A 25,766-nucleotide genomic window follows, 5' to 3' on the forward strand; every position below is an offset into this window, starting at 1 on the left:
GAAAGATCCGAAACCTTCAGGAAAGGAATTTCACCAGTCCCGCTTCCCTGAAAAGAGTGAGGGAATCCTACGCCACTTATAGTCCTGGCGATACGCCCCAACTTGACCATACGCGTCGAAGTAGTCACTTGGTTACCTCGCCAAGCAGCCGCTGGATCTCGGCCTCAAGTTCCTTCAACTCCGTGTCGATCTCCTCCAGCGGCCTTGGCGGCGTGTAGACGTAGAAGTGTCGAGTGAAGGGGATCTCGTACCCGATCTTCGTCTTGTCCTTCTCCACCCACGCATCCGGAACGTGCGGCAGGACCTCACGCTCCATGTAGGCGTCGATGTCCTCGTCCAGCGGGATGTTCTCGAAGTCGCGCAGGTCCGTGTCCGGTTCCGGCTCGCCCTTCTTCTTCTGGACCTCGCCCTCGGGGTCGCGCACCGACACCGCACCCCACACGGCCTTCATCACCGGCGTCGGCGGCTTGGCGATACCGCCCTCGGCCAAAGCCTGCTGGACCCGATCGGCGAACTCGGTCTTCTTGATGCTCGGCTCACCACCCACCAGTGACCGCAGCGCCTCGACCAGCTCCGCCTTCTGCTCGTATTTGGCGGTGCTCTTGCCCTTGTCCAACGCGGCGCTCAGCTCGACCAGCGTCTCCTCGGTGACCTCGAAGCGCAGCTTCAGCGGCCTTTCCACGGTGATGCGCTGGTATCCGAAGTCCTCGTTGCCGAACACCTTCACCTTGCCGTGCAGCGGGTGCTCGGGGTCCTCGACCACCCCCAGCGCGTCCGCGTACAGCCGCGTCAGCTCGGTGATCTGCTCGGCACTGACCTCCTTGCGCTTCTCCCCCAGGGATTTGCGCATCTTGGTCCAGTGCTCGCGGGCATCGATCAGCTTGACCTTGCCCTCATGGGCACGATCCTTGCGGTTGGTCAGAATCCAGAAGTAGGTGGAGATACCGGTGTTGTAGAACAACTGATCCGGCAGGGCGACGATCGCCTCCAGCCAGTCGTTCTCCAGGATCCAGCGGCGAATCTCGGACTCACCGGAGCCGGCCGCACCCGTGAACAGCGGGGAGCCGTTGAAGACGATGGCGATACGGCTGCCACCCCGCTTCTCACCCTCCTCGTCGAGCTGGACCGGCTTCATCTTGGAGATCATGTGTTGCAGGAACAGCAGCGATCCGTCATTGATGCGCGGTAGCCCGGCTTCGAAGCGACCGGAGGAGCCCAGTTCGTACTCGGCCTCCACATCGTCTTTGACCTTCTTCCACTCCACACCGAACGGCGGGTTGGCGAGCATGTAGTCGAACTTGCGGCTCTGGTGTCGGTCGTGGCTGAAGGAGTTGCCGAACTTGATGTGTTCGGGGTCCTGGCCCTTGATCATCAGGTCCGATCGCGAGATCGCCCAGGACTCGGGGTTGAGCTCTTGGCCGAACACGACCGCCTTGGCATCCGGATTCAGGGCCGTGATGTGGTCGTGCATCTCGGTGAGCATCCCGCCGGTACCACAGGCCGGGTCCAGGATCTGGCGGATGATGCCGGGGGTGCGCAGAACGTCCTCATCCGGAGCCAAGAGAAGATTGGCCATCAGCTTGATGACCTCACGCGGGGTGAAGTGTTCACCAGCGGTCTCGTTGGACATCTCGGAGAACTTACGGAGAAGCTCCTCGAAGATGTAACCCATCTGGACGTTGGAGATCCGATCCGGAGACAGGTCCAGGTCGGCGAACTTGCCCACCACCTGGTAGAGCAGGCCGGAGTTGTCCAGTTTTCGGATCTGACCTTCGAACTCGTACTTCTCCAGCACCTCATGGGCGTTGTAGGAGAAAGCGTTGATGAAGTGAGTGAGGTTGTTCGCCGTTTGGGAGGGGTCGGCGGCGATGCGCTCGAAGGTCAACGGGCTGGTGTTGTAGAAGCTGTGCCCCGACGCCCGCAGCACGAACTCGTGGTGGACGGGCTTGTCCTTGAATTTCTCGTGTGCGCTCAGCACCGCCTGTTTGGTCGGCTCCAGCACACAGTCCAAGCGACGCAGCACGACGAACGGCAGGATGACCTTGCCGTACTCCGACTGCCTGTAGTCACCGCGGAGCAGGTCCGCGACCGACCAGACGAAGCTCACCATCTCCTGATGGGTACTCGAATTCACCGGGGTCCTTCCGAAGGGGTGTGCGCCTGAAGGGGCATGCAGCGGGGTTGGTTCAAGTCTGTCTGATTCACGGGGTTCCCGTGACCTCTTCCACGGGTTCCTCGGCGCCCGCCGGCGGCGGCTCGACCGGCGGCTCCAAGAGCCCCGTTCGCAGTCCGCTGGTGAGGCGTTCTCCCAGTTCACCGGCGGTATCACGGGCCTGTTCCAGCCGCTGCCGAAACTCGTGCAGCTCGCGGAACGCCGCGCCGTAGCGGTGCTGTTCCGCCAGCGGCAGCAGCGGCACGCGCAACCGCCGAAAGTCCACGCGCAGGATCGTCGAGCCCTGTCCTGCCCGGCGCAGGTTGTCCTCATCGGCGAGGAAGCCGGCCAAGAACCACGCGTCGAGGTGGGCGGGGTCCGGACGCACCAGGTACAGCGGGTTCCCCAAGAGCGCACCGGCGTCGATCCCGGTGACCACCCGGATCTTGGAGGCCCCGCTCCTGGTCATAGCCGAAGGGATGAGCACGTCCCCTTCCTGGATCACCTGGTGTCCCGTGGTTTCCGGCTCCACCGGTTCGGCGAGGCGCTTGCTCGCCTCGCCACCACCGTTGACGTCGCCGGGGGTGAGCACCCTTGGCCCGGTGCCCTCATCCAGATCGACGACGGGTACAACCGGTGCCCGATAGACGGCCAGGGCCCCGGACCGGGACAGGTCGTCGAGGGTGGTCATCCGCCACTCCCCCGGCTCACGAGCGCCCCACCCGACACCGGGGACGGACGAACGTGTGTCCTCCAGGGTGCGCAGGAGTCTTCGTCTGACCTTGCCCACGCCCTTGTGCGCCTGGGCCGGACTCACCTCGGGGACGGTGGCGGGCAGGTGGCGCTGCGGGGTCAGGTCCACGCTGTCGTCCAGCAATTCGACCACGGGCACGGCCCGGCTGAACCCTGTCTCGTCCACCACCGTGTCGGGCCCGTCCAGGAACGTTCGCCAACTCCGACCCACTCGATCGCGTAGCTCGTCCCAGTCCGCGGGCCTGCGATCCTCTCCCCCACCACGATCGCTCTCGGTGTCGACGAAGAGCACCCGGTGCCGCTGCACGGCCTCCGTCTCCGGCTGTTCCAGCACCCACAGGTGCAACCCCACGTGCAGGGGCGCGGCCGCACCGATCGGCAGAGCGATGACGGCCGCCAGCGCTCCCCGCCGAAGCAGTTCCCGCCGGATGCGGCGGCCCGAGGGCCGGGAGGCGGCCGCAGGGGGCATGAGTACGACGTCGCGGCCGCCGGGGCGGGTGTGGGCCAGGCAGTGTTGGATCCAGGCGAGTTCGGATTCGGAGCGAGGTGGGACTCCGTAGGCCCATCGTTCGTCGTAGGCGAGTTCGTCGGCGCCCCAGTCACGTTGGTTGAAGGGCGGGTTGCACAGCACCGCGTCGAAGTGACGTCCGTCGAAGGCGTCTGCGGTGAGGGAGTCTCCTCCCATGGCCCGCCCGGGGGCTCCGCTGGGCACCAGTCCGACCAGTGCCTGGGCCAGGCGCGCGCCGGCTTCCTCGATCTCCTGTCCGTACAGGCCCACCGCTCCGTCCTTCGATGCGGTGCGCAGCAGGGAGCCGGTGCCACAGGCGGGGTCGAAGACCTCGGCTCCGCGTACGTCGGCCAGGTCGACCATCAGGTGTGCCAGGGGGGCGGGGCTGAGGTGCGCCTTGCCGCCCAGGGCGCCCAGGTAGGCCTCGTGCAGGTGTCCGGACAGTTCCCGGGCGGCGTCCGGGGTGGTGGCCGCTCCTCGCACGGCTTCGGCCAGGTCGGTGCCTCCCTGGTGGTTGGCCACCCGATCCGCCGCCTTCTTCGTGGCCCGTCCCTGGGACAGGTGGAGCAACAGTTCCTGGACATCGGCGACGACCTCTCCCAGATCGCCCTCCTCGGCAGACGTCACCCGGATCCGCTCCCAGACCTGTTCGTGGGGGGCGCGTTCGGGCATGCGGTCGCTGCCGGCCAACCACCGTTCGACCTGAGCCAGGTCGAACAACGCCCGGTTTCCGTTGCCTCCCACGGGTTCGGGAAAGTCCCCATGGCGTTTGCGCCAGTTGCTGACCGTGGTCCGGCTCACCTGCGCGATGCGCGCGATGTCGGCCGCGGTGACAGTCGTGTTCTGCGCCATCGAAGCCTCCTTTCCTCGGTCGTGAACAGTACACCACAGCCTTACTCAGGTTGACAATGTTTTCAGGCAGTCCCTATGTTGATGGCATCGGCATCACCGCTCCATCCGACGACACACCCCCTGGAGTCCGGCCATGTCCTTGCCCCTTCCCCTGCCCTTCGAGCAGGAGGAACCGGAAGCCCACCCGCAGAAGGTCACACCACGGCAGTTGCTCGACATTCGCGAGGCCGAGTGGCGTCCGCACCTGGAGTCGGTCTCCCTCGTCTCCGAGGCGCCCTTCAACGCGAAGGAACTCGACCAGGCGGCTCGGGCGCTGGGGTCGATCTTCACCCGGGAACTCGACGTGTACGGGCGCTCGAACCTGCACCATTGGCCCGCCTGCCTGACGGCGGTCACAGTGGGGGTGGCCACCAGGCGCTACGCCCACGGCACCTTCTGGCCGGCGTTGTGGGAGAGCACGAAGGTCCCCAGTTCGCGTCGCAAGACCGAAGCCTGGGGCACCCGTTTCCTGCGCTCCCTGGAAATCCTGGGCGTGGACACCTTCCCCGGGATGAGCTACCCCTACGTGGATCCGATCCTGATGCACTCGGGGATCCCCACCTACTGCCTGGGTGACGTCTTCGACCTGCTGTTGCACCGGAGCGCGGTGGAACCCGGGTTGGACGCGTACGGGTTCCACCTGTGGGCCGTCTCCGGTCGTCACCGGCTCAGGGACCTGGACATGCCGGCCGACAGGTTCATCTCCTCCGGTGGTGACTACGCCCTGGAGACCATCGAGCGATGCATGCAACTGATGGATCTCCTGCGCGAGGACCCCGACGCCGCTCCTCGGGAGGTGGGGCTACCCCAGCGGTTCCACGCCCCGGCGGTAGCCGCGTTGGAGCGCGCGGCGGGTCGGGGCGCCCTCCCCCGACAACCGCTCTGGCAATCCGCCACGCCCCGCGCGGCCCGAGCACGTCTGCGTCTGGATCCCTTCGTCCACGGAATCCACGTCGTCCTGCCGGTTCTGGACGGCACCGACGACCTCGACGTCTCGTGGGAGGTCACCACCGACGAGGGCACCCACACCGTGCGTACCCGCCGTCGTTGGGGCGCGGCGGCCGAACCGACCGTGTTCGCGCTCGCCCGCCCCACCCGTTCGGTGAACGTCACCCCGCAGGGGCTCGGGGTACGCGAGCAACTGGACCTGATCGATCCGCTGGACCCGCTCCTGGTCTTCGACGACTCCGGTGCGTTGACCGGTACCGACGCGACGTTGTCGCCCGGGCCGGTGTGGGTGATGCATCCCGGCGACCACGTGCTCGAAAAATCCGAGACGGTGGAGGAACTGGGCGAGTCCGACGTGCCCTATGGCTGGGAGGGGTGGTCCCTGCGTCGGCTACAGCTGTACCGGGGCGACTCGATCCGGTTGGAAGGGGGTTCCCACCACCGTGCCCAGGGCCGGGAGCGACCCCGGTTGGAACTGCCCGAACCCGTTCCCGGCGCGACCACCCCGCTCGGGGCACCGGTGTACCCGCACCGGCCCTCCGTGGTCCTGCCCGAGGCGGAGGGCGTGTCGGTGGAGTGGTCGGTGGAGGTGCGGTCAGCGGAGGAGGGGCGCCTGATCTCTCGCGTACGGGCGGACTCCGGTGAGGACGTCGTCCTTCTGGCGGACCTGCGATCGCCCGTGGTGGGCTCCTACACCGTGAACGTTCGGGGCCCGCTCGGGCGTGGGTTGAGCCGGCAGATCACCATCGTCGAGGGGCTCGACGCCCGACACACACCACGTGTGCGCGTCATCGAACCAGGAGGGCTGGTGCCGGCCGAGACGCGTTTGGCGGCCGCCGACGGTGTCGAGGTCGAGCCCGCCCATCCGCGGTTCGGTCCTCGGGTGGTGGCCCGTCCCGTCACCGTGCGCGCCGGAACCTCGGTGGTGTCCCTACTGGTCGAGCCCCCGCACCTGCGTCTGCTCACCACCGGTGAGACGTCCCCGCAGTGGCGCGTCGAAGCCGCGCGGTTGGACTGTGAGTCCGTGTCGGATGCGGGTGACCTGCTCGTGCGGGTACCCGAGGGCGAACCGGGCCCCGGCCCGTTGCTCGCCTTGCAGGGCACGGACGTCGTCCAGCGGGTGGACGCGATCTCGGTACTCGGGGCGAACACGCACCGTTATCCCCTCGGGCAGCTCGTGGAGACGGCCGCCGCGCGGCGCCATCTGCGTCTGGTCGTGGGGCATGGCTCGACACCGATGCCCGTGGCCGTCGTGCGGCCCAGGAGGTTCGCGAGCGGCGCGGAGGTCCGCGACGGGGTGATCGAACTCGAAGGGTTCGCCGGTATCGACGACGTCAGCGCGGCCGTGTACCTGCGCGGCGCACCGTGGCGGGCACCGGTCGTACTACCCGTACCAGTGGACGGGCGCGTTCCCCTCCCCGATGAGCTGCGCGAGGCCGGGCCCATGCGGCTGCTGTTGGCCGTAGAGGACCCGTGGTCGGTCACCGACCATCCCCGTTGGCCCGGGAGCGACGACCCGAACGTGTTGGGCTGCCCGGCCCAGGGGCGACCCACCGGCTCCGACGAGGAGGAGGAAAGACTGTGCGCCGCCTTCGCCACCGGGGACGGCCTGGACTCCCTGCCGCTTTCGCGTGACAACGCCGTTCGCCTGTGGCGGGTGCTGGGGGCCTCCGACCTCCTGGCCCGCTCCGGTGTGCCCCCAGAGCGGATCATCGCCTGTGCCGACGCCTTGGGCAACACACCGCTGCCGGCGCTCATGGCCCACGGCGACTCCGAGCTGTCCGCCACCGAGAGCGTATGGGCACTGGTCACCGGAGGACTCGTCGCCTCTCCAGCGGGTGGGCGCGTGCCCGTGCGGCAGGCGGCGGAACTGTGGCACCGTCTGCCCGCAGCGGCCGCCCTGGCCACCAGCGACCTCATGCCCCTGATCGACGCCGAGGTCTCCGACCCCGACCACGCCGAGCTGATGGAACAGTTGGAACGGCGATGTGGTGGGATCGCCATGACCCTGCTTCGGGGGAAAGCGGACCCGGCCTCGGGCGCGGGCAGGTTCGACACCAACGCCGAGCACCTGGCCCGGATGTCACCGGACCAGGTCACCGCGATCTGGCAGGCGGCCCGGGTGGTCCCACGCGCCCTGCTGGACGAGGACTCACGCACCCAGGCCGCTCTGGGGCTGTTCAGCGCACGTGATCGACCCGCCATGCACCGGATACGCTCCGCCGCGCCCGACATCGCCGGGAGCGTCCTGCACCTGGCCAAACGCCTCGACCAGACCTACCGCCGTCCCGTCCTGGACCTGCTGGAACCACGCCACGCCCCGGGCGCCGCCCGCTGGCGCAACCTGCCCGCCGCGTCCCTGGCCCTGGCCCTGTCCGCACGGTTGGCCGCACGCGGCGTACCCGCCTTCGCCTCCCTGGCCCGTGGGCAACGCGCGGTCTGGGGGGACCTGGCCCGGCACGCTCCCGACCTCGTCCGCATCGACATCGTCTTGGCCGAACTGGCCCTCGCCGGGGCCGAACGCGCCCACTTCGCCAAGGAGCAGAACCGATGACCTCCCGATTCGACCCCATCGACGTGAGCGCACTGATCGGTGACGGCTACCGCCGTTACCTGGGCTCGCTGTTGCCGCTGCGAGACCCGGCCCTGGCGGACGCGCTCTCCGAGCAGATCTCCGACAGCCCCCTGCTGAGCAAGGGGCCGCTGTTGGAGGCCACCCCGGCCTACGAAACCGGTCGAACACCACGCGAACTGGTCGAGGAAGGTGTCCTCTCCCCCGGGTTCGCCTCACCCACCGGCCCGGCCGTCCATCTCGACCGACCGCTGTACAACCACCAGGAGGAGGCGATCCGCAAGGCCCGTCAGGGCCGCAACCTGGTGGTGGCGACCGGGACCGGGTCGGGGAAGACCGAGAGCTTCCTGTTGCCGATCCTCAACGAACTCCAGGCCGAGCACGAACGCGGCGAACTGGGCCCCGGGGTTCGAGCCATCCTGCTGTATCCGATGAACGCGCTGGCCAACGACCAGCTCAAACGACTGCGCGAGACGCTGTTGGCCACCAGCCCGCACATCACCTTCGGTCGCTACACCGGGGAGACCAAGGAGACCGAACAGCAGGCCCTGGATTCCTTCAGGGCCCTGCACCCGGGCCAGAACCCTCCGCACAACGAACTCCTCAGCCGGGAGCAGATGCGCAAGAGTCCGCCGCATCTACTGCTGACCAACTACGCGATGCTGGAGTACCTGCTGTTGCGCCCGGCGGACCTGGACCTGTTCGAGGGCGAGCACGCCGGGCACTGGAAGTTCATCGCCGTGGACGAAGCGCACGTCTACGACGGGGCCAAGGCCGCGGAACTGGCGATGCTGCTGCGCCGGCTGCGTGACCGCGTCGCCCGTGGTCAACAACTCCGGTGCATCGCCACCAGCGCGACCGTCGGCGACGACGCGAGCGCGGTCACCACCTTCGCCCAGCGTCTCTTCGACGCACCATTCGACTGGGATGACGGTGATCCCACCAGGCAGGACCTGATCCGTGCCACCCACCGGGACACCATGCCCCACTCCACGTGGGGTCCGCTGTCCGCGTTGGACTACCGCAACGTACGCGAGGACGACGACCCCGACCACGCCCTGCGAAGCGTCGCGGCCGAGCACGGAGCCGAGGCTCCTTCCTCCTTCACGCTCCTGGCCGGGGAACGTCGATTGCAACATCTGCGCGTGCTGTTGGCCCGTGGCGGCCCCAAACCTCTGGAGGAGCTGGCGGAGGAACTGTTCGGTGCCGTCCCCGAGACCGTCTCCGGGACCGAAGGGTTGACCGCCGCCGATCGAGTACGGGCTTTGGCGGACCTGGTCGCGTTGGCCAGCGCGTTCCGCGACACTGATGGCACACCGCTGCTGTCGGCCCGATACCACCTGTTCACCCGGGCCACCGACGGCGCGTTCGCCTGTCTGACCGATCAGGGACCGCACGTGTCGTTGGCCCGGCACGAGACCTGCGAGACCTGCTCGGCACCCAGCTTCGAGATCGGCTCCTGCAAAAGGTGCGGGGACCTGTACCTGGTGGGAAGCATCGAGGCGGAGGGGCGCGGGGCACGTCTTGTTCCACAGACCTCGCGGCAGAAGAAGCCCGACTGGTTGCACCTGGGCGGCACGCCGATCACCGTCGACGACGATGACGACACCCTGGAGCAGGCGAACAAACTCAACACCCGGAACGCCTACCTGTGCGTGGGCTGCGGGTCCCTGGTCGACTCGCCCTCCGGCGCGTGCGCGATCGAGTGTCCCGAGCGTTCCCTACGCGAAGTCCGACTGATCAAGACGCAGGGCGACCGTGCCGCCCGGTGTCTGAACTGTGGCGCGCTCGGCACCCACACCCTGCGCCGGTTCGAGAGTGGTAACGATGCCTCCGCCGCCGTCGTGGCCACCGCGCTGTACCAGGCCCTGCCCGAGGACACGAACGCACAGGTCGCCGATCAGCCCGGGGGCGGACGCAAGCTGCTGATGTTCAACGACAGCCGCCAGGCCGCGGCGTTCTTCGCGCCTTACCTGGAGACCAGCTACGGAACGTTCCAGCACCGGCGTCTCGTCCTGGAGGGCATGACCACGATCCACGACCCGGACGACGAGCTGCGAATCGACGACCTGATCGATGAGACCGCTCAAGCCGCCAAGCGCGCCGGGTTGTTCGGCCGCAAGGTGTCCAAGCGTCAGCGTGCGTCCAGGGTCGGGCCCTGGGTGATGAGTGAGTTGGTCAGTACCGACGACCGCCAGTCGTTGGAAGGGCGCGGCCTGCTCAGGGCGGACCTGACCCAACCCGAGGGGGTGTCTCTGCCTCCCGCGTTCACCGAGCGGCTCGGGCTGGACGAGGACGAGGTGTGGGACCTGTTCGGGGAGCTGGTGCGCACGTTGCGTCAACAGGGCGCCCTCAGCATGCCCGAGGGCGTGGCCGCCGACGACGAGGCGTTCATGCCCCGGCTCGGTCCGGTGTACGTGCGTCGAGATGGCGCTGACCGTGCGCGCAAGGTGATCAGTTGGGTGCCGACCTCGGGGCAGAACCGACGGCTCAACTACCTGGAAAGGGTTCTGAAGCGGCTGGGGGTCTCCGAGGATGACGTACCGGCGCGGAAGGTGCTGGAGAAGGTGTGGGACTTGCTCCGGGACATGCCCGAGGGTTGGTTCGTCCCGACGGACGACCGTGTGCTGGGAACGCTCTACCAGGTCGACCACGAGGGGCTGGAGGTGTCCCTGGTGACTCCGGAGAAGGCCCCCTACCAGTGCGACGCCTGTCGGCGTCTGCATCCGGTGTCGGTGCGCGGTGTGTGTCCGACCATGAACTGTCCCGGGACGCTGCGCCCCTACGACATCCCCGACGCCGACAAGGACACCGACCACTACCGGCACCTATACCGGACGCTCAACCCGGTCGCGTTGACCGCTCAGGAGCACACCGCGCAGTGGTCGGCGCGGGAGGCGGCCAACGTGCAGCAGGAATTCGTCACGGGCCGGGTGAACGCGCTGTCCTGCTCGACCACGTTCGAACTCGGCGTGGACGTGGGCGAGCTCCAGTCGGTGTTCATGCGCAACATGCCGCCCACCACGGCCAACTACGTACAGCGTGCGGGGCGGGCCGGACGGCGCTCGGACTCCGCGGCCTTGGTGGTCACCTACGCGCAACGTCGCTCCCACGACCTGTTCCGATACCAGGAACCCGAGAAGATGATCGCCGGAGAGGTGCGGGCGCCCTACGTGCCGCTCGCCAACATCCGGATCGACCGCCGGCACGCGCACTCGGTGGCGATGGCGGCGTTCTTCCGGTACTGGTTCCAGACCACCGGCGAGTCCTGGAACAAGGTGGGGGAGTTCTTCCTGTCCGGTGACGAGGACCGGCCGGCTCCCGCCACCCGGGTCGTCGACTTCCTCTCCCCCGTACCGGGCCACGTCACCGAGGCCCTGCTCAGGATCCTTCCCTTGGAGATCGCGCAGGAGATCGACGTGGCGGGAGGCGGTTGGGTCGGCGGGCTCACCGAGCTCTTGGAGAGGATCCGCCTGGAGGTGACCCAAGACGTCGAGGACTTCGAACGGCGCCGGGTGGAGGCCTTCGAGGCACGCAAGGACATGTTGGCGGAGCGGTTCGGTAAGACCATCAACACGGTGGTACGGCGCCCGCTCCTGGGTTTCCTCGCCACTCGCAACGTGCTGCCCAAGTACGGCTTCCCGGTGGACACCGTCGAACTGCGCACCCATCACTCGGGAGAGCCCGTCGGCAGGCGATTGGAACTGGCGCGGGACCGTAGTTCGGCCATCTACGAGTACGCCCCTGGAAGTTCCATCATCGCGGGCGGGAAGAAGTGGACCTCGGCGGGCATCTACCGGCTCCCCGGACGTGAACTGCACCCCCACCACTACCGGGTGTGCGCCGACTGTGGTTTCTACGACGAGTCCAAGGACCCGCTGGAAGGTGTGTGTCGCTCCTGCGGTGTGGCCGCCCGAGGAGGCAGGACCAAGTACATCGTTCCCGAGTTCGGCTTCGTCGCCAGCGCCAAGGTGCAACCCGCCGGGATGACGCCCCCGCAGCGTTCCTGGCATGGTTCCACCAACGTACTGCGGTTGGCGGCCGATCCCGAGAACCACATCTGGCCCCTGCCCGGCGGGGGCGAGGTCCTGTGTCAGGCGGGCAGCAGAGGTGAGTTGGTGGCGATCTCCGACGGCCCCGGAGGGCACGGTTTCCGGATCTGCGGCTGGTGTGGCTGGGGTACGGGGACGGCCACCGGCAAGACGCCCACCGAGCACGAGAATCCGTTGAAGGGGAATCGGTGCGAGGGTCCACTCGCCCACCTGTCCCTGGCCCATCGGTACGAGACCGACATCGTGGAGATCTCCTTCGGTGGCCGTCTGGACATCGGACGCGCCTCCGAACCGGTCCGATACTCCCTGTTGTACGCGCTGTTGGAGGGTGCCTCTTCGGTGTTGGACATCAGCCGTGACGACATCGATGGAGCGACCTTCCGAAGGACGGCGGGCACCATGGCCCTGGTGCTGTTCGACACGGTTCCCGGTGGTGCCGGCGGTGCCACCCGGATCGCCGCGAACTTCCCCGAGGTCATGAAGGCGGCCTTGGACCGGGTCACGGCGTGTGACTGCGGGGTGGAGACCTCCTGCTACAGCTGCCTGCGCAACTACCGCAACCAGTACTTCCACGATCGACTTCGTCGAGACGCGGCGTTGCACGCATTGGAGTCACTGCTGAACCGAGGCTGAAGGCCTGGGGCCGGGAGATTCCACTCCCGGCCCCGGGAGCCCGTTCCTCAGGCGACCACCAGTGCGACCGTGAGTTGGGCGACCGCCGCGAATCCGGAGATGATCGTAGCCGCGGCGACCACGGCGGGAAGCGCCCTCTTCCAACTGGCGAGGGTCTTGGCCCGAAGTTCCCCCCACCCCTCCCTGACCACCATGAGTTTGGCCGTTTGCCATCTGTGTTGCTCGATATGGCATCCCGGCAGCAGGCCCGGGGAGTTGTTCCGGCAACGTGTCTTCGCACCCCGATTCCACGCACCGCACGGCAGCGGCATCTGGAAGAAGGTGTAGAAAACCCCCACCGTCGCGGCGATGGCCATCCACATCGGACCCACTTCCGGCAGAAACCACCCAAAAAACGCAAAGAGAATAAATGCTATTCCCCAGTAGCGCAACGGGCTGCGCGCTTTCTTCTTGACCATGACAGCAATCCTCGGCTGAATCTTTCGACCAAGGCAAGAGCTCATCCGTTTTCCATTGTGACCGATGCAGGACAGGCAGGACACGCATGAAATCATCGAGTCGAGGAAAGGCAAAGCCCCCGCTTATACGGAGAAACCGAGAAGCATGACACGAGGGCCGGAACCAGAGGCTCCTTACCATGGAATCCACCTCCGACCCCCTTTTCCCATGGGCCACATCAGTCACCCTTCGCCTTGCCCTTCGTGACCGTTAGTGGACACGTAAGGTTTCCCGAGAAAGGCCAGAGGGAAAAAGGGGTGCGAACGCCGGTGCGAACCCACGAGGTGAAGCGGTGCCCATCTCCCCCGGGCCGTCCCCATCCGCCGAACACGCCCCACACGACCCGCTCGCTTCCGTACGCGGAAGAATCCTGCTCCACGTCAAAAGTATCTCCCGCGCTCCCTTGGAAAGAATTCCCGCCGATAGCGGTGGAGTGGTGTTCTCCGGAAAGGACGCACGGAAGAACGCGCAGGATTTCGTCTCGGCCACGGGCAGTGGTCATCCCGTGGTGCTGGATCCCTCAGCCTATGAGAGTTCCTACGCCACAGCGGAAGAACCGTTCACCCTCGAATCGCAGCGGTACCTGGACACGTGGCGGACCGGGCTGGGCGCGACCCTGGAGACCCTGGTGTCCGGCCCGGCGAACCTGGTTCTGACGCCCACGCGCTACCTGAGGTGTGACGCCGAAGGAGCACGCGCCTTGGAGGAGGCCGTCCGGCGGGTGAACACGGTGGACCTGCCGGACGTGGTCTTCGCGGTGCCGGTCGACGCCGGCTGGCTCACAGACCGACGAGAACACCTCGTCTCCTGTCTACGACGAGTGAACCGTGTCCCCACTGCGTTGCTCCTCGGGGCGAAAGGCAATCCCCTGGAGTCGGAAAGCCGGGCGAAGGGGCTACGGGAGGTCCTCAAGGCCTGCCCGGGCACCGGACTACTCAGGACCGACCTTGCGGCACTGGACGCTATGGTGCACGGCGCCGCGTTCGCCTCCATCGGTGACACCGCCTCCGTCCGCCACGCGGTTCCCCCGGGGCGACAGGGTGGGCCACCGAACTCGGATTCCAGCCCCAACCTCATCCTGCCCGAGCTGATGGGTTACTTCCGCGGTTCTACCCTCGCGGAGCATCTGAGGAATTCCCCGTACTGCCTCTGCGATCCCTGCACCGAATGGGGAGAAGCCCGGGCCAATGGTGAAGCGGGCAGGCTCCCCTCTGGCTTCCAGGACTCGTCCGACACCCCGGACGCACATGCGCATAACATGGCGATCTGGTCGCGTTGGTGGCGTGAGCTGAGTTCGGAGTCCTCCGTCAACGCCATGAAGACACGGTGGCGTGGCATGTGCGAGCGGGCCTACAACGAATACGGATGGCACAACCGAGTGATCTCTCCCAGGAAGGCCGTGTTCAAGGTGCCGCCATCACTGCGTTACTGGGGTGGTGGGCGAGGATGAGGCTTCGCGCTCGGCCACGACCCGATGGACGTGTTCTGCCAGACGCCAGTGAAGCGCCGCCACGATTTCGGGAACATCGGTAGGGGCGTTCACCAAGACCTTCACGTTCTCGCCATCACACTCCGCGAGGCCCACACCGTAGAAGTCCGCCTCCCAACACGCCCGGTCACGGTCCTCGTTCAGGGGTGGGCATACCGCCATTCGTGGGACAACCCGGCCGAGAACACAGGCTCTGTCCAGCGCTTCGGCCCAGGTGTCGCCTCTGGAGAGAAGCGCTTCCAGGCGCACCGGTGGGTCCACCAGTCTCGACACTCGTCCGTTCTCACGCGCCCTGGTCCACGTGGGCAGCGCGGGAAGAATGCGTTGCTCCCGCTCGGTCAGTCCTTCCACCGACACCCACTCCCCCAACGGGAGAGCCTGGAGCAGTTGATAGACGCCCAGACGAGAGCCGAGCGTCCGGCCGCCGCCCTCGCGAAGTCGGCGCTGCGCTTCAACGGGGCGATACACCGCGGTGACCGGTCTACCTCGCAGGAACATGTCCACGGCTCGTGCGTCTTGGAAGCCGATGAGAGCCCGAATGGTTCGGAGTTGGATTTCCACACCACAGATGCTGGCAGAGAGTCGAGGAATCCGGCAGCGGAACTTCTCCATCTGTGGACCGTGACACCGCCGCCCCGCCGCCCGGGGTGGGCGGCGGGGCGGGGTGGGGGTCAGCGGGCGCGGAGGACCACCAGGTTGCAGGTGATGTTCTCCTTGACGTGGTAGACGCTCTGCGGTGTGGACTCCTCCAGGTGGGCGAGGCCGGCCTCTTCGATGGCCTCGACCTTGGCTTTGTAGCCGGAGGGTTCCCAGATGCGGTCCAGGACGGTGACGACGATGGGCGCGCCGGGGCGCGCGACGCGCACGAGTTCGTCGAAGGCTTCGGGGCCCACGTGGCCTTCGGTGAGGGTGCCCACGCAGATGACCGCGTCGTAGGCGTCGTCCTCGGCGGGCAGGCGCTGCGTGAGGTCGGCCTTGGCGAGGTCGCGGTAGAGGCCCTTGGCCCGGGCCTTGTCGAGCATGGCGGTGGAGAGGTCGAAGCCGTCGATGACCTCGAAGCCGTGGCCGGACAGGGCAGCGCCGACCAGGCCGGTGCCGCAGCCCGCGTCGAGGATCTCGGCCTCGGGTCGGTCGGCCAGCAGCGAGCGAAGGCGTTCGGCGGCGAGGGTGGGCGCGGCGTAACCCATGCCCTCGGTGGTGTCGTGTTCGTAGGTGGCGGCCCACTCGTCGTAGGCGCTCTCGGCCTCTTGGGGGTTCTTCAGGGCGTACACACGGTCCAGGATCCGGCGGTGCTCACTCATGGATCGGCCTCCCTCGTCTGATGAAAAGGACATCAAGCCTTATTGCGACCATATAGGGCAAGGGTTTTCGGAGTGCGTGGTGGTGAGGGCCACAGCGACGGTCGTCGGTGGACCGTGACGTTCGCCGAACAGGGGGAAGATGCCCTCCATGACGGACATCTCCCCAGAGGATGAGACGAAGGCGAACCGCGGCCCCCGAGAGTGGCGACTGGTGTGGCGCCACCGGCACGCGGTGATCCTCGCCTTGGTCGTGGCCCTGATGGTGGGCGCGTGGGTGGCGCAGAGCGCGGCGCGTCCGATGTTGTGGGTGGCGGGCGCGTTGGTGGGCGCGTTCCTGGTCTGGTGGATACGCGGGCGGTGGCTTCGGGCGAGGGAACGCCGGGCCCTGGAAAGGGTCGATCTGTCCGAGGTCGACCTGATGACGGGCGTGGAGTTCGAGGAGCACGTCGCCATGCTGATGCGGGTGAGCGGCTACACGGCGGTGACAGTGGTGGGCGGCGCCGACGACGGCGGGGCGGACGTGGTGGGACGCGCTCCGGACGGCCGGGAGGTCGTGGTGCAGTGCAAGCGGTGGAACCACGCGGTGCCGCCCAACGACGTGCGTGCGTTCATCGGTGTACTGCACAGCGGTTACGAGGGCTACGAGGGGGTCTTCGTGTCCTCGTCCGGTTTCACCGAGGCCGCCGCGACGCAGGGCGAGGGGCACATGGTGTTGGTGGATCGGGACGCCCTGGCTCGGTGGATGAGCGGCGTGGAGGCGCCGGAGCCGCTGTCGGGCGGATGAGGGCCCGCGCCGGAACGCGGGCCGGGGGCGTGTTTTCGCAGTTCAGGGTCGGGTTCTGGGTTTTTGGAAGTTTCCTGTCCTAAACCCTTGGGATACCGGGCCCGCGGGTTGCTTGGGATTCTCGGGGTAGTTCCCGCCCCTTCCTGGTGAGCCAATGGGGGACGGGACGTGTGGGGCTCCCGGGGTTCGGGGGCTCCACGGGCCCCGATCGCGGCGGGGCCGATCCGGTCCGTAGAGCCCCGAGTGTCTCCGGCAGACTCCCGAGTTGGTACCCCCGTCAGTCACTGACGGGGGTCAGCGGGCTGTCCGGGCCCACCTGGGGGTCAGGTGGGCATGGGTCTTCTGGGTTTCATGCTCTCTCCCGGGTTCAGTGGCGGCAGTGCGGGGGTTTGCGGGGTCGGGGGATGCGCGGGTGGACGCCCGGGCAGGTGGCCGGGGCGGTGAGGCCGGGCGGGGTCGGGAGGGTCGCCCAAGTGATGGTGCGTTCGACCAACACGACGGGGGTGGACAGCAGCGTGAACAACAGGAGCCCGGAGCACGGGGCGAAGAGACGGAATCGCTCGAACATGTGCCCAGACTGGCAGGGGAAGGGTGAGCGCATGGCTACTTCGCGTGATCGTCCCGTGTCCGGTTGAGGTCAGGGGTCGGGCGTGTGTCGTGGCGGACGCGGGGGTAGGACCTCCTACTTCAGCCGAAGACCTCCATGAGCACCACGATCAGACCGATGACCAGCATCGCCGCGAAGATGAAGTAGCAGCCCACGTTTCCGGTCGCACCCGGGTCGCGGGTGGGGCCGCGATGGATTTCAGTGCGCCCCTTGCCGGGCTTGCGCTTGCTCTTCTTCTTGCCCACCTTGGTTCTTTCCGTTCCTGGTCGGGGGACGATCGGAGCCAGAGCCTGGCATGAGGGCCCGAGATCGGGCAAGCGACGAGGTCAGGCGTGTTCGGGTTCGGTCGGCTCGTCGGTGTCCTTGGGTTCCTTGCGCGCCCAGTAGGTGGCCACCAGCGCGCCGGACAGGTTGTGCCAGACCGAGAACAGGGCGCCGGGCAGGGCGGCGAGCGGCTCGAAGTGGGTGGCGCCCAGGGTCGCGGCGAGCCCGGAGTTCTGCATGCCCACCTCCACGCTCAGGGCGCGGCGGGAGGTGTCGGGCAGCTTGCCGAGCGCGCCCACGAGGTAGCCCAGTCCCAGGCCCAGGGTGTTGTGCAGGATGACCGCCAGGCCCAGGAGGAGTCCGGTGCTCAGGACCGCGTCGGCGTTGGCGCCCACGATGCCGGCGACGACGAACACGATGCCGGTGACCGACACCAGTGGCAGTACCGGCAGGACCTTGGACACGGCGCGGTCGGCGAAGGTGCGCAGCAGTAGGCCGGCCACCACCGGGAGTAGGACGACCTGGAGGATGGAGACGAACATGTCGGCGATGGACACGTCCAGGGTGGATCCGGCCAGGGCCAGCACCACGAGCGGGGTGACGAACGGCGCGAGCATGGTGGAGATCGACGTCATGGCCACGGACAGGGCGACGTTGCCGCGGGCCAGGTAGACGATGACGTTGGAGGCGGTCCCGCCGGGGGACGCCCCCACCAGGATCATGCCGATCACCAGTTGTGGCGGCAGGTTCAGCAGGTGGGCGATGCCCCAGCCCAGCAGCGGCATGATCGTGTACTGGGCGAGTACACCGAGCACGACGGCTCGCGGGTGTTTGGCGACGATGGCGAAGTCGGCCGGGCGCATCGTCAGCCCCATGCCGAACATGATGACGCCGAGCAGCAGGGACACGTGCGGGGCGATGAGGGAGGCCTGGGCCGGTGCGGCCAGGCCCACCACGGCCCCCAGCAGGACCAGGAGCGCGAACCACCTGCCGACGAAGTCGGCGACCCGCTTGATGATCGTCATCGTGTACTTCTTCCCACGTGGTGTCCGGAGGGCTTCCTTCCGGCCGGCAGCACGTTACTCCCCTGGTGATGGGCGTGGAAGCACCAGGGTCGGTCGGAGCGTGCCCGGCCTCATGTGGCGGCCTCCGCCTCGGCCAGGAGGGTTCCGGCGGTGGAGCGGGGCACGTGTCGGGTCGGGGTGATGCCGAGCAGTTCCGCGGCGAGTTCCTCGTTGCCGGCGAACCCGGCGTCGGCGTCCAGGGTCTGTTCTCCGTCCCAGAGCATGAGCAGTGCGGAGACGGTGCCGCTCGCCTTGTCGTGGTGCATGTCGTAGTGCGCGGCCATGGGGACGCTGTCGTAGTGCACCCACAGGTCGTGGCCGGTCATGAACATGTCGAGGTCGAAGGTGACGGTAAGGCCCATGAGTTCGGGTTTGTAGCGGTCGTCGATGCCGGCGAAGGCCTCGTCGAGGGCGACCACGCGCGGGCAGGTGGGGGTGGCCGAGGTGTAGAGGGCGTTGGCGGCGGCGAACAGGGGCAGGTGGATGGCGGCGGACTTCTCGCCGCCGGACATCTGTTCGTGCTTGTTCTTGGTGAGGGTGACCTCGTCCTTGCCGGGTACGGCCAGGCGCAGCTCGAACCGGTACCAGGTGCGGTAGTCCAGTACGGCGGACAGCACCTGTTTGTGGCCGGCCCGGGGATGGGCGGCGTGGTAGTCGCGGATCATCTGGCGCAGGACGCCGCGCAGCTCTCCCAGTCCGCGGGGGCCGAGGCCGTCACCGTCGCGGCCGACCAGTTCGGCGGCCTTGCGCTGGTGATCGCCGAGTCCGTCGGAGCGGGACCAGCGGATGCCCACCCGGGTACCCGACGACATGGGGCGGGCGCGGGTGTCGCGGTCCATGGCGCGCACCAGTTGTTTGGCGGTGCGGACGCGTTCGTGGATCTGTTGGGCGATGCCCCCGAGCAGTTCGTCCTCCAGGAGTCCCTGTTCCTCCTCGCGCAGGAGCGCGCCCTGTTCCTGTACGCGTGCGGCCACGGCGCGAGTGAAGGCGGAGACGGGGGTGCGTCCGTTCTCGTCGTTGACGTGGACGGTGACCAGGCCGCTGGCGCCGACCTCGTGGTCGACCCGGTAGCCCTCGGCGTCACCGCCGAGCGCTTCCTGGAAGGTGCGCAGGGCCTGGGACATGCGGGTTCCGGCGCTCTTGAGCTCGCCGTCGGTGACCTTGGCGGTGCCGACGCGTTCGGTGAAGGCGTCCATCAACGCGGCGGCGTCGCCGGGCAGGGTGTCACGGACCGAGTCGACCTCGCCGGTGAGCAGGCGTTCGGCCGCCTTCTCGGGTGCCGGCCACTGGTCGGGGGCGGGCCACGTGCGAGAGGTGTCCACGTCCAGGACCGCGCGCACGGCGGGTCGGGTGAGCGCGGAGAGGGCGGCGGTGTGTTCGAGGAGTGTGGCCAGGGCGTCGGTCAGCGACCGGCCACCGCTGTCGCGCAGTGTTTCGGATCGAACGGCCAGGTCGTGGGCGTCGGAGGCCTCCTTCTCGGCGTCGCGGTGTCGTTCGCCGACCTCGCGCAGTTCGGACTCGGTGTGTTCGAGCCGGTCGAGGAGTTCGCGGGCCGGGGCGTCGATGGCGGCCTCCAGCGTGGCCAGTTCGGCCGTCTCGCGTTCGTGGTCGGCCCGGCCTCGGTCGAGTTCGGCGCGGTCGCCTTGGAGGGCTTCGGTGAGCCGGGTGACGGTGTCGCGGCGTTCGTCGAGGTCGCGGGTGTACTCAGCGATGTCGGCGCGGGCGCCGTGCAGGGCGCGGGCGGTCTCGGCGAAGGCGTCGAGCGCGGCGGCGACGGCGTCGACGTCCTCGGCACGAGTGGGCATGGCGCGTTCGGCGGCCACGGCGCGGACCTTGCGGCGTTCGGCCTCCACCTGGGCGATGGCGGCGTCGAGTTCACGGCGGGCCTCGGCGCGGCCTCCGCGCACGGAGGCCAGGAGGGTGGAGTGGTGTTCGAGGGCGCGCACGGCCTTGGCGACGTCGGTGGCCTCGGGCAGGTCGACGCGGGCGTGGGCGAAGTCCTGGAGTCGTTCGCCGGCCCGGAGGAGCCGGTCGTCGAGTTCGGCGCACTCGCGGGTGAGTTCGCCGATGCGAGTGTCGCAGGCGGAGAGGCGTTCACCGCGCCGTTGGGCGCGGTTGGTGGCCCCGATGAACTCGGCGACGGGCTTGGGGTGGGCGCCGACCAGTGGCCCCAGGCGGAAGCGGGCTCGGGTGTCCACGCCGACCGTGGCATCTTCGTCGGTGAGGGGGAGGGCGGCCAGGACGGCGGCGATGACGTCGGTGGGTACGTGTTCCTGGGTCTCGGGGACCAGGACGTCGGCCAGGGTCGGACCGGTCGGGGCCGCGCCGGTGGGCAGCAGGTGGGCGTCGGCCTCGGTCGCGTCCAGGGCCTGCCGGGTGAGGTCGGGGTCGGGGTGGATCCAGGCGGTGAGCAGCCCGGCGGCGTGCAGGGCGCCCTCGATGGCGGCGCCCTGTTCGGCGGGCAGGTCCTCGCGGAAGCGGACCAGCCGCCACAGCGGTGCGCCGGGCCGATCGGTGCGGGGTGCGGGGCGCAGCGGGTCGGCGGGTGGGGCGTCGTCGCGTTCGGCGGCCACGTGGTCGCGTTCGCGCCTGGCCTCGAAGAGTGCACGACCCAGGCTCTCGCGCTCGGCCTCCAGGGTGTGCACGTGGGCGGCCGTCTCCAGCCGGTGTTCGTGCACCTGTTCGTCGAAGACCTGGGCGAGGGTGGGGGTGCCGGGTTCGCCGTAGGTGTCCAGGGCGGCGCGCAGGGTCTGGGGGCCCTCCGTTCCGGTGACGTCCCAGCGCCGTGCCCAGGCGTCCAGGTCGCCGGCGACCGCTCGGCGACGTTCGGCGAGGTGGTGTTCGGCCGCTTCGCAGGCGCTCTCGTGTTCGCCGAGGGTCTGTTCGGAGCGGGAGGCGGCCGTCTCGGCGCGGCGGCGGCCCTCCTCGGCGCGTTCCTGGTCGCGGAGGCGTTCGCGGACTGCTCGGACGTCGTCGAGGCGGGCGCTCGCCCGGGCCTTGGCGGTCTCTGGCAGGTCGTCGCCGGTGTCGACCTCTCCCTCGGCGTCGTGGACGATACCGGAGCGTTCGGCGGCGCCGACGAGTTCGACGCGCAGTTCCTCGGCACGGGCGAGTTCGCGGTCGAGGCGGTCGGAGACGCGGCCCGCCTCACCGCTCAGGCGGGTGATCTCCTCCTCCTGGCCGCGCACCCGGCTCTGTTGGGTGGCGATGCGGCGGGCGCGTTCCTCTTGGCCGGACCTTCGGACCTGGAGGGCCTGCTGGTCGCGGAGGGTGTCGTGCTGTCGTAGGGCGTCGCGTTCGGCGGTCAGCTCGGCGGAGCGCTTGCCCAGTTCCTCGGACCTGGCGCGGGCCCGGTCGCGGTCGGTGGAGGCCCGCAGGAGTTCTTCCGCGGCGTCGGCGACGGTGCGGGCGTGGGCGTCGGCCTGTTCGGTGGCGGTCTCGACCCGCAGCAGTCGATGGCGCGCGTTGAGGGCCAGGTAGTCGGAGTAGACGTCGCCGAAGGCTCGGGCGGCCTCGTGGGAGGCGTTGGCTGCGGCGAAGCGGCTCTGGACGGCGGAGAGGTTGGCGAAGTCGCGGGCCGCCTGGTCGACGAGGGTCTCGTCGAGGGGGCTCAGGCCACCGGTGAGGGTGTGCGAGACCTTCTCGGGGTCCAGGTCCTTGGCCAGCAGGGGGCGGCGCAGGGCCAGCAGCAGGTCCAGGAGTTGGACGTAGCGGTCGCCCAGTCCGAACAGGCGGGCGTCCACGGCGCGGCGGTAGTCGGCGGCGCTGTTGTGGTGGGCGTCCTCGCCCAGGGCGGTCTTGAGCTGGCGTTCGGTGAGGGGGCGGTCGTCGGTGGACAGCAGCCCGAAGTCCACGCCCAGGCGTTGGTCGGTGACGAAGAAGGAGGGGGTGACGCCGTCGCGGTGGCGGTGGGCGCGCAGACCGATGATCAGGGTGACGGTCTCGGTGTCCCCGCCCTCCGCCTCCGCGTGCTCGGTCTCGTCGCGTTCGCGGGCGAACTCCATCCACACGTAGCCGTAGGCGGACTCGTCGCCCCGGTAGAGCAGGTTGGACTTCATGGTGCGGTTCTGGCCGCTGAAGGGGTCGAGCCGGCGGGCGTCGGTGTAGCCGTCCAGGATGAAGGGGAACAGGACCTCCAGCGCCTTGGTCTTGCCCGAACCGTTGTGTCCGCGCAGCACCAGACGCCCGTCGGCGAAGACGAACTCCTCGTCGAGGTAGTCCCAGATGTTGACGATCCCCGCCCGCTCGGGTCGGAAACGGTCGCTCCTGCGGATCATGGTGCGGTGTCCTCGGTTCCTGGTTCGGGCATGGTCTCGGCGATGGGTTCGGCCGTCGGTTCGATGGGGCCGAAGGGCAGCAGGCCGGTGTCGGGGCGTTCGGGCAGTGCCCCGCGGATGTTGCGGTAGCGCAGCGCGGCCGGGGTGACCAGGACCCCGCCCGGGACCGGACGCACCAGCGACAAGGCGGACAGCAGGTCCAGCGCCGCGTCGAGCAGACCGTGGGGGTCGCGCTGCCAGGCGACGGTGAAGGAGGCGGCGCCGAACTCCTCGAACAGGTCGGCGACCATCTCCTCCAGGCGTTCGCGCTCCACCAGGGGCGCCGGGGCGGGTTCGCCCGGGTGTGGCGGGTCCTCGGAGCGGTCCCAGGCGAGTTCGGCCACGACCGCGTCCCGCGGCACCCCGGAGTCGACCCGACCGACCAGGTCGACCTGCTCGTGCAGCGGCCCGGGCGCCGGCAGGTGGGTCAGGGCGGCCCACGACTCCTCGAAGTGGTCGGCGATCTGGGCCAGGAGCAGACCGGACGCGCGGGTCACCGCCCCTCCCCTGCCGGGGAAGGCGCGGTCGGTGAAGGTTCCGGTGGGGTCGGCCAGCAGCACGCCCTCGGCGCGGCGTTCGGGTTGGAGGCCGGTCAGGCGCGCCACCTCCGTGACCAGGCCCTTGGTGCGCAGGGCGGCGGCGACCTCGGGTTCGACGTCGGAGTAGTAGACCACCGGGTACTCCACCAGCAGGCGGCGGGCGCGCCGGGCCACGCGTTCGGGGGCGGCGTCCGGGCCGAGGGGGTCGTCGAGGAGCCCGGCGGCGCTGTGCAGGTGCTGGACCGGCCGGCTGGGACGGAAGAGGATCTCGCAGATCTCATGATCGATGTCGAACAGGGCGTCGGCGTGTTCGCCACCACGCGCCCAGGCCTCCACCGAACCGTCGGACAGGTGCAGGGCGCCGCGTTCCAGCAGCCAGTGGGCCACGTCGACCAGCGCGGCCTTGTGGGTGGAGTCGGTGGGGTCGTAGCCCAGGCCCTGGATGTCGTTGGCCGAGGGGGTGAAGCGGCGGACCAGGTCACCCAGGCTGATCTCGACCTGCGAGCGTTGGAAGGAGGCCAGGACCAGGCACAGGTAGGCCAGGCGTCGACGGTCGAAGGGTTTGCCCTTGCGCGCGAAGACCTGGCGCTGGGTGGGGTCGAGCAGGTCGAGTTCGCGTACCAGCCGCACGTGGTCGGTGGTGGCGATGAGCCGGTAGCCGAACAGGACGCGCAGGTCCTCGGCCATCTGGTCGGCCCAGAACAGGACCTGGTCGAGCACGCCGGGACGCGGCCGGACGGCGGTGATGACGTCGCAGGTCAGGACTCTGCGCACGGCCTGTTGGTAGGTACCCAGGTCCACGTCCGGAACGCGCGGGCGGGTGGCCTTGGCCATCACTTCCCCCTCCTGGTGGCGAGTTCGAGGCGGAACCCGGGCAAGTGGAGGTCGCCCTGGACGGTGCGCACGGTGGCGCCCTGGTCGCTGGGCACGAGCCGCACGAGGGTTCCGGCGTCGTCTCCGGTGGCCGAACTCAGGCGTCCGGCGACCACGGACCGGGATTCCAGGGCCTTGGTGACCAGGCGCAGCAGGACGCGGGTATCGCTGTCGTCCAGGACGCGCTCGTGCGCGCCGTCCTCGACCAGGCGTCGCGCGGAGGCGCGTTCGGTCTCGCGGTCCTCGCGTTGGCGGCGGCGCAGTTCGGTGCGGGCACCCCGGTCCCGGCGGACCGGTTTGGGCACGCCCGGGGTGGGCGAGCGGTCGTTGCGGAACAGGGTGACCGAGACCTCCACCCCGGCGGCGTCGTGCCAGGAGTCGGAGGGGGAGAACTCGTCGCCGTCCTCGTGGGCCACGCCCAGGTGGCGGGCGGAGCGGGTGTTGAAGGCGGCGCCCATGAGGGCGTGGGCGGCGCCGTCGTCGGGGGTGTCGAACACCCAGGCGGCCAGGTGGCGCAGTTGGGTGGAGCGGTTGACGCCGCCGCGTTGGGCCTCGGTGATCTGGCGCAGGAGCGCGACCACACCGGAGACGGCCGAGCGGGTGGCCTGCCCGAGTTCGGCGGCCCGGGTGGGCGTCCCGCCCTCGGTGGCGAACCAGGCGCGCAGGGCCCGCCAGCGGCGGTGCCAGTCCTCCAGGCGTTCGGAACGGTCCATGAACAGGCGTTCGTCGGCGTCGGCGGCGCGGGAGAGCAGGGTGGTCAGGCCGGTGGCCTCGACCTCGTGGACGGCCTGGTCCAGACGGGGCAGGTAGCGGTCCAGTTCGGCCATGAAGTCGGACATGTGGACGAGCAGGGCGTTCTTGTGGCGCAGGAAGACCTCGGGCGAGGCCTCCGTGGAGCGCAGGATCTCCCCCAGGGTGACGTGGAACTGGGCGGAGCGGCGCCCCATGTCCTCCATGACCGAGTCCAGGCGGGACAGGCGACGGTAGACGTCCTCGACACGGCCGGTGCGGTTGGCCTCTGACAGGGCACCGAGGTCCTCCAGCACGTCGGAGAAGACCAGGCGGGACAGGTTGACGTCCTCCACGCGCGCGCCCAGGACCCCTTCGACGGCCCGGTAGGCGCGGTAGCCGAGTTCGCTGAACTGGTAGACGGACTGGCGGTTGCGGTAGCCGGCCAGGCTGCCGGCGCGGGAGGCGTCGTCGAACCGGTGCACGACGCCGTCGGTGGCGAGTTCGTCGAGACGGCGGCGCAGACCGGGGGCGTCCATGACGGGGGCGTCGGGGTGGTGCGCGGCGAGCTCGCGCAGGGTCGACTCGACCTCGTGCGCGCCGACCTGGACCTGGTGGACCTCGCGGCGCCGGTCCACGGCGCGCAGGACCCACAGGTAGGTGACGTGGTCGTCGCGCCGGGTGAAGTTGAACAGGCGGAAGCGGTCGCTGACGGCGAGCGCGTCCAGATCCAGCGCCGCGCGTTCGACCACAGCTTCCACCCCCGTGTCTCGTGGCTCGCGGTCCGCACCCC

Annotated in this window: 15 protein-coding genes; 4 read left to right on the forward strand and 11 right to left on the reverse strand. The window is 68.9% G+C overall.

Going from position 1 to position 25,766, the window contains the following annotated elements:
- Positions 1–124: 124 nt before the first annotated feature.
- Together ACWGKS_RS24190 and ACWGKS_RS24195 are read right to left on the reverse strand one after the other, a co-directional pair.
- A complete protein-coding gene (locus ACWGKS_RS24190) occupies positions 125–2,134 on the reverse strand; it encodes a type I restriction-modification system subunit M (protein ID WP_358507931.1) in 2,010 nt (669 codons plus the stop codon).
- 67 nt (positions 2,135–2,201) lie between these two features.
- Positions 2,202–4,265: an N-6 DNA methylase gene (locus ACWGKS_RS24195; protein WP_452524144.1), complete on the reverse strand. Its 2,064-nt coding sequence runs from the start codon at positions 4,263–4,265 to the stop codon at positions 2,202–2,204.
- Positions 4,266–4,398: 133 nt separating this feature from the next.
- On the opposite strand from ACWGKS_RS24195, the gene ACWGKS_RS24200 reads away from it, so the two are divergent.
- Together ACWGKS_RS24200 and ACWGKS_RS24205 are read left to right on the forward strand one after the other, a co-directional pair.
- Positions 4,399–7,806, forward strand: a complete 3,408-nt coding sequence (locus tag ACWGKS_RS24200; protein ID WP_358507935.1) for a hypothetical protein — start codon at positions 4,399–4,401, stop codon at positions 7,804–7,806.
- Entirely contained in the window at positions 7,803–12,509 is a 4,707-nt protein-coding gene (locus ACWGKS_RS24205; RefSeq protein WP_358507937.1) for a DEAD/DEAH box helicase, read from the forward strand. The genes ACWGKS_RS24200 and ACWGKS_RS24205 overlap by 4 nt, the downstream gene beginning before the upstream one ends.
- A 47-nt stretch (positions 12,510–12,556) precedes the next feature.
- On the opposite strand, the gene ACWGKS_RS24210 is transcribed toward ACWGKS_RS24205, so the two are convergent.
- Positions 12,557–12,967, reverse strand: a complete 411-nt coding sequence (locus ACWGKS_RS24210) for a hypothetical protein (RefSeq protein ID WP_358507939.1) — start codon at positions 12,965–12,967, stop codon at positions 12,557–12,559.
- Positions 12,968–13,515: 548 nt separating this feature from the next.
- Between ACWGKS_RS24210 and ACWGKS_RS24215 the strand changes: the two genes are divergently transcribed.
- Positions 13,516–14,457 carry a hypothetical protein gene (locus ACWGKS_RS24215; protein ID WP_358507941.1) on the forward strand — a complete coding sequence of 314 codons (942 nt, stop codon included), beginning with the start codon at positions 13,516–13,518 and terminating at the stop codon, positions 14,455–14,457.
- Here ACWGKS_RS24215 and ACWGKS_RS24220 read toward each other — a convergent pair.
- Positions 14,425–15,057: a hypothetical protein gene (locus ACWGKS_RS24220; RefSeq protein WP_452524147.1), complete on the reverse strand. Its 633-nt coding sequence runs from the start codon at positions 15,055–15,057 to the stop codon at positions 14,425–14,427. The genes ACWGKS_RS24215 and ACWGKS_RS24220 overlap by 33 nt on opposite strands.
- A gap of 110 nt (positions 15,058–15,167) precedes the next feature.
- The gene (locus tag ACWGKS_RS24225) at positions 15,168–15,797 is read right to left on the reverse strand and encodes a class I SAM-dependent DNA methyltransferase (protein ID WP_358507945.1); all 630 of its coding nucleotides are present in this window, start codon (positions 15,795–15,797) and stop codon (positions 15,168–15,170) included.
- A gap of 148 nt (positions 15,798–15,945) precedes the next feature.
- Between ACWGKS_RS24225 and ACWGKS_RS24230 the strand changes: the two genes are divergently transcribed.
- On the forward strand, positions 15,946–16,581 hold the full coding sequence (locus tag ACWGKS_RS24230; protein WP_358507947.1) for a restriction endonuclease: 636 nt from the start codon (positions 15,946–15,948) through the stop codon (positions 16,579–16,581).
- 367 nt (positions 16,582–16,948) lie between these two features.
- Here the strand turns inward: ACWGKS_RS24230 and ACWGKS_RS24235 are convergent, their stop codons facing one another.
- The 6 genes from ACWGKS_RS24235 to ACWGKS_RS24260 all read right to left on the reverse strand — a co-directional run bounded on the left by ACWGKS_RS24235 (position 16,949) and on the right by ACWGKS_RS24260 (position 25,725).
- Positions 16,949–17,149 carry a hypothetical protein gene (locus ACWGKS_RS24235; protein WP_358507949.1) on the reverse strand — a complete coding sequence of 67 codons (201 nt, stop codon included), beginning with the start codon at positions 17,147–17,149 and terminating at the stop codon, positions 16,949–16,951.
- A 119-nt stretch (positions 17,150–17,268) separates the two neighbouring features.
- Positions 17,269–17,433: a hypothetical protein gene (locus tag ACWGKS_RS24240; RefSeq protein WP_358507951.1), complete on the reverse strand. Its 165-nt coding sequence runs from the start codon at positions 17,431–17,433 to the stop codon at positions 17,269–17,271.
- Between the two features lie 81 nt (positions 17,434–17,514).
- The gene (locus tag ACWGKS_RS24245; protein ID WP_358507952.1) at positions 17,515–18,477 is read right to left on the reverse strand and encodes a bile acid:sodium symporter family protein; all 963 of its coding nucleotides are present in this window, start codon (positions 18,475–18,477) and stop codon (positions 17,515–17,517) included.
- A 110-nt stretch (positions 18,478–18,587) separates the two neighbouring features.
- Positions 18,588–22,793 (reverse strand): TIGR02680 family protein, encoded by a 4,206-nt coding sequence (locus ACWGKS_RS24250; protein ID WP_358507953.1) that lies wholly within the window; start codon positions 22,791–22,793, stop codon positions 18,588–18,590.
- Complete coding sequence (locus ACWGKS_RS24255; protein ID WP_358507955.1) at positions 22,790–24,205, reverse strand: DUF2398 family protein; 1,416 nt, start codon at positions 24,203–24,205, stop codon at positions 22,790–22,792. The genes ACWGKS_RS24250 and ACWGKS_RS24255 overlap by 4 nt, the downstream gene beginning before the upstream one ends.
- A complete protein-coding gene (locus tag ACWGKS_RS24260) occupies positions 24,205–25,725 on the reverse strand; it encodes a TIGR02677 family protein (RefSeq protein WP_358507957.1) in 1,521 nt (506 codons plus the stop codon). The genes ACWGKS_RS24255 and ACWGKS_RS24260 overlap by 1 nt, the downstream gene beginning before the upstream one ends.
- Positions 25,726–25,766: the final 41 nt, after the last annotated feature.

Source organism: Nocardiopsis sp. NPDC055879, from assembly GCF_053615935.1.